General features: G+C 45.4%; 2 tRNA genes and 3 rRNA genes. All 5 read left to right on the top strand.

Annotation, left to right across the window (positions count from 1 at the left end):
- Positions 1-380: 380 nt before the first annotated feature.
- The 5 genes from C4S29_RS14590 (at position 381) to rrf (ending at position 5,746) form a co-directional block, all read left to right on the top strand.
- Positions 381-1,896, top strand: a 16S ribosomal RNA gene (locus tag C4S29_RS14590).
- 224 nt (positions 1,897-2,120) lie between these two features.
- Positions 2,121-2,194, top strand: a tRNA-Ile gene (locus tag C4S29_RS14585).
- 88 nt (positions 2,195-2,282) lie between these two features.
- Positions 2,283-2,356 (top strand) — tRNA-Ala (locus tag C4S29_RS14580).
- 359 nt (positions 2,357-2,715) lie between these two features.
- Positions 2,716-5,488: ribosomal RNA gene (locus tag C4S29_RS14575) — 23S ribosomal RNA — on the top strand.
- 149 nt (positions 5,489-5,637) lie between these two features.
- Positions 5,638-5,746: ribosomal RNA gene (gene rrf / locus C4S29_RS14570) — 5S ribosomal RNA — on the top strand.
- The 16S, 23S and 5S rRNA genes sit together here with 2 tRNA genes alongside, the layout of an rRNA operon.
- Positions 5,747-5,788: the final 42 nt, after the last annotated feature.

The following is a 5,788-nucleotide window of genomic DNA, read 5'->3' as shown; positions in this document are numbered from 1 at the left end:
CTACTTTTGCACTCTCAAATCGAAAGAATAGAGGGAGCGTAGGAGTTATAGCGGTTTATTTTTTAATAAATTTATTTAGAAAAAGATTGTGAGTTTAGAAAATAAGTTATACTTTTGCAGACCAAAATCGAAAGAGAATTTGGGGCGAAGATGAGGGATTAAGATAAGTCGAAAAATATTTTTAAATTTTAGTAAAAAATATTTGGCAGATTAAAATAAACTTTATACTTTTGCACTCGCAAATCGAGAGAAGACAAAGACAGAAGTTTACTCGAGGAAGCGGAAAGAGAAAGAAGATCATTGAAAATACAAATAACAACCAAGTAAGAAAAAGACTAAAGCGTCAATTAAAAGACTTTTGGGTTAGGATAAACAAACATACAATGGAGAGTTTGATCCTGGCTCAGGATGAACGCTAGCGGGAGGCCTAACACATGCAAGCCGAGCGGTATAGAATCTTCGGATTTTAGAGAGCGGCGTACGGGTGCGTAACACGTGTGCAACCTACCTTTATCTGGGGGATAGCCTTTCGAAAGGAAGATTAATACCCCATAATATATTAAATGGCATCATATAATATTGAAAACTCCGGTGGATAGAGATGGGCACGCGCAAGATTAGATAGTTGGTGAGGTAACGGCTCACCAAGTCTGTGATCTTTAGGGGGCCTGAGAGGGTGATCCCCCACACTGGTACTGAGACACGGACCAGACTCCTACGGGAGGCAGCAGTGAGGAATATTGGACAATGGGTGAGAGCCTGATCCAGCCATCCCGCGTGAAGGACGACGGCCCTATGGGTTGTAAACTTCTTTTGTATAGGAATAAACCTAGATACGTGTATCTAGCTGAAGGTACTATACGAATAAGCACCGGCTAACTCCGTGCCAGCAGCCGCGGTAATACGGAGGGTGCAAGCGTTATCCGGATTTATTGGGTTTAAAGGGTCCGTAGGCGGACCTGTAAGTCAGTGGTGAAATCTCATAGCTTAACTATGAAACTGCCATTGATACTGCAGGTCTTGAGTGAATTTGAGGTAGCTGGAATAAGTAGTGTAGCGGTGAAATGCATAGATATTACTTAGAACACCAATTGCGAAGGCAGGTTACCAAGATTCAACTGACGCTGAGGGACGAAAGCGTGGGGAGCGAACAGGATTAGATACCCTGGTAGTCCACGCTGTAAACGATGCTAACTCGTTTTTGGGTCTTCGGGCTCAGAGACCAAGCGAAAGTGATAAGTTAGCCACCTGGGGAGTACGTTCGCAAGAATGAAACTCAAAGGAATTGACGGGGCCCGCACAAGCGGTGGATTATGTGGTTTAATTCGATGATACGCGAGGAACCTTACCAAGACTTAAATGGGAAATGACAGATTTAGAAATAAATCCTTCTTCGGACATTTTTCAAGGTGCTGCATGGTTGTCGTCAGCTCGTGCCGTGAGGTGTTAGGTTAAGTCCTGCAACGAGCGCAACCCCTGTCACTAGTTGCTACCATTAAGTTGAGGACTCTAGTGAGACTGCCTACGCAAGTAGAGAGGAAGGTGGGGACGACGTCAAATCATCACGGCCCTTACGTCTTGGGCCACACACGTAATACAATGGCCGGTACAGAGGGCAGCTACCATGTGAATGGATGCAAATCTCGAAAGCCGGTCTCAGTTCGGATTGGAGTCTGCAACTCGACTCTATGAAGCTGGAATCGCTAGTAATCGCGCATCAGCCATGGCGCGGTGAATACGTTCCCGGGCCTTGTACACACCGCCCGTCAAGCCATGGAAGTCTGGGGTACCTGAAGTCGGTGACCGTAAAAGGAGCTGCCTAGGGTAAAACAGGTAACTAGGGCTAAGTCGTAACAAGGTAGCCGTACCGGAAGGTGCGGCTGGAACATCTCATTTTTGAGACTCTTTTTCGGAGGAGTATAAACAAACAAAGTACTTTAAATAGTGCATCATATTTTAACTTAAAAGTTTAGTCGCTTTAGTTTTTTTACTTCGGTTGGTATTTAACATATAACCCCTAAAGATTAGTAGAGAGGGAACGTAGAGACACGAGATTAAGAGAGAAGAAGAGAGATTTTAAAGTCTCAAATCTGATGTCTCTAAAGTCTCAAATCTAACAGAGTCTCGTAGCTCAGCTGGTTAGAGCGCTACACTGATAATGTAGAGGTCGGCAGTTCGAGCCTGCCCGAGACTACTAATTAATAAGACGGGAGGCAGTTAGACAATAGATAGACTTAAGGTCTTTTATCTAAAATCTTATAGTCTAAAAGTCTGGATTTAGAGGGGGATTAGCTCAGCTGGCTAGAGCGCCTGCCTTGCACGCAGGAGGTCATCGGTTCGACTCCGATATTCTCCACAATTTTGCGAAAGCAGAAAGAGAAGAAGCAGCCAATTAAGATAAAATTAGTTACAAAAAGAGTAACAAGCGAAGAAGATATTTAAAAATATCAATTACATAGACGAAAAATTAAGCATTATTAGATGCAAAATTAATAGATAACAACTAAAAAGTTGTATATTATTAATTTAGAAAGGCTCGAAACCTTTATTTTTCACTATTCTTGAATTTGATTTAAAAGTTGCAGGCAGAGCCAAAAACAATGCCGGCGTATCAAAGGAAAGGAAAGAATAATAGATCATTGACAATAACGATAAAGACATCACAAAGAGAAAACCAAAGCACTTTTAAGTGCTTTAAAAACTAAAAATATTAGGAAAGAAATCGTTAAGGGCGTATGGCGGATGCCTAGGCTTTCAGAGGCGAAGAAGGACGTGGTAAGCTGCGAAAAGCTGCGGGGATCGGCACACACGAATTGATCCGCAGATGTCCGAATGGGGCAACCCGTCTGGTTGAAGACCAGTCACCCGCCGTAAGGCGGGAGCAAACCCGGAGAACTGAAACATCTAAGTACCCGGAGGAAAAGAAATCGAAGAGATTCCGTAAGTAGCGGCGAGCGAAAGCGGATTAGCCCAAAAGCTTTTATATGTTTAATAGAATGTTCTGGAAAGAACAGCCATAGAGGGTGATAGCCCCGTATATGAAAGGCATATTTGAGTGATAAATGAGTAGGGCGGGACACGTGAAATCCTGTTTGAATATGGGGGGACCATCCTCCAAGGCTAAATACTCCTGAAAGACCGATAGTGAACAAGTACTGTGAAGGAAAGGTGAAAAGCACTTCGAATAGAAGGGTGAAAGAGAACCTGAAACCGTACGCCTACAAGCGGTCGGAGCCCACAAGTTGGGTGACGGCGTGCCTTTTGCATAATGAGCCTACGAGTTAATTTTACTAGCGAGCTTAAGCACTTCAGGTGCGGAGGCGCAGCGAAAGCGAGTCTGAATAGGGCGCTATAGTTAGTAGGATTAGACGCGAAACCTTGTGATCTACCCATGGGCAGGTTGAAGCTTTGGTAACACAAAGTGGAGGACCGAACCGGTTGACGTTGAAAAGTCTTCGGATGACTTGTGGGTAGGGGTGAAAGGCCAATCAAACTGGGAGATAGCTCGTACTCCCCGAAATGCATTTAGGTGCAGCGTTGCGAAATTAGTTTATTAGAGGTAGAGCTACTGATTGGATGCGGGGGCTTCATCGCCTACCAATTCCTGACAAACTCCGAATGCTAATAAATGATGCGCAGCAGTGAGGGCATGGGTGCTAAGGTCCATGTCCGAGAGGGAAAGAACCCGGACCAACAGCTAAGGTCCCCAAATATATGCTAAGTTGAAATAACGCGGTTGAACTGCATTGACAGCTAGGATGTTGGCTTGGAAGCAGCCATTCATTTAAAGAGTGCGTAACAGCTCACTAGTCGAGCGGTTCGGCATGGATAATAATCGGGCATAAGCATATTACCGAAGCTATGGATTTATAATTTTAGAATTATATCTGGTAGGGGAGCATTCTGTTTGCGCCGAAGCAGTATCGTGAGGTATTGTGGAGCGGACAGAAAAGAAAATGTAGGCATAAGTAACGATAAAGGGGGCGAGAAACCCCCTCACCGAAAGACTAAGGTTTCCTCAGCTATGCTAATCAGCTGAGGGTTAGTCGGGACCTAACGCGCACCCGAAAGGGGAAGTGGATGGACAATGGGTTAATATTCCCATACTTGCTCACACTAAAAAGGGGACGGATTGCCGTACTTACTGAAGACTGACGGAATAGTCAAGACCTAGCCTTCGGGCGAAGTTGTTGTAGGGAAAGCGGTTCCAAGAAAAGCCGAAGTGAAGCAACCCGTACCAAAACCGACACAGGTGGTCGAGGAGAGAATCCTAAGGTGCTAGAGTGAATCATGGTTAAGGAATTAGGCAAAATAGTCTCGTAACTTCGGAAGAAGAGACGCCCCATCAGCGATGATGGGGCCGCAGTGAAGAGGCCCAGGCGACTGTTTATCAAAAACACAGGACTCTGCTAAATCGAAAGATGCTGTATAGGGTCTGACACCTGCCCGGTGCTGGAAGGTTAAGGGAGGGGCTTAGGAGCAATCCGAAGGTCTTAACTGAAGCCCCAGTAAACGGCGGCCGTAACTATAACGGTCCTAAGGTAGCGAAATTCCTTGTCGGGTAAGTTCCGACCTGCACGAATGGTGTAACGATCTGGGCACTGTCTCAACCATGAGCTCTGTGAAATTGTAGTATCGGTGAAGATGCCGATTACCCGCAATGGGACGAAAAGACCCTGTGAACCTTTACTATAACTTCGTATTGACTTTGAATAAACAATGTGTAGGATAGGTGGGAGGCTTTGAAGCGGGCACGCTAGTGTTCGTGGAGCCAACGTTGAAATACCACCCTTTGTTTATTTAGAGCCTAATCCGCCTAAGGCGGAGACATTGCGTGGTGGGTAGTTTGACTGGGGTGGTCGCCTCCAAAAGAGTAACGGAGGCTTTCAAAGGTACCCTCAGCACGCTTGGTAACCGTGCGTAGAGTGTAATGGCATAAGGGTGCTTGACTGTGAGACCTACAAGTCGATCAGGTGCGAAAGCAGGACATAGTGATCCGGTGGTTCCGTATGGAAGGGCCATCGCTCATAGGATAAAAGGTACTCCGGGGATAACAGGCTAGTCTCCCCCAAGAGCTCATATCGACGGGGAGGTTCGGCACCTCGATGTCGGCTCGTCACATCCTGGGGCTGGAGAAGGTCCCAAGGGTTGGGCTGTTCGCCCATTAAAGTGGCACGCGAGCTGGGTTCAGAACGTCGTGAGACAGTTCGGTCTCTATCTATTGCGGGCGTTAGAAATTTGAGTGGGCTTGAATCTAGTACGAGAGGACCGATTTGAACAAACCTCTGGTGTATCTGTTGTATTGCCAAGTGCATCGCAGAGTAGCTACGTTTGGTAAGGATAAGCACTGAAAGCATATAAGTGCGAAACCTGCCACAAGATGAGATTTCTTTTAAGGGTCGTTGGAGATGACAACGTTGATAGGCTATAGGTGTAAAGACAGTAATGTCATAGCCGAGTAGTACTAATTACCCGTAGATTTATAGCTTAATATATTTAAACCTTAAAAGTGCAACCAGGTTTGCTCTTTGTGAACGTTTTTATCGATTTTTAAATAATAGTTGACAGTTATAAGTTGACTGTTGTCAGCAATTACTGACAACTAACAACCAAGAACTAACAACTCTAAACAGCCTTTAGGGTGGTTTTAGCAGAGGGGCTCACCTGTTCCCATTCCGAACACAGAAGTTAAGCCCTCTAGCGCCGATGGTACTGCAACACGCGGGAGAGTAGGTCGCCGCCAGTTTTTTTTATCCCCACACATTTTTTTGTGTGGGGATTTTTTTTG

Origin of the sequence: Halpernia humi (assembly GCF_900108025.1) — a bacterium.
GTDB lineage: Bacteria > Bacteroidota > Bacteroidia > Flavobacteriales > Weeksellaceae > Halpernia > Halpernia humi.
Note: the sequence above shows the minus strand (reverse complement) of the source record. Positions and strands in the feature narration are given on the sequence as shown.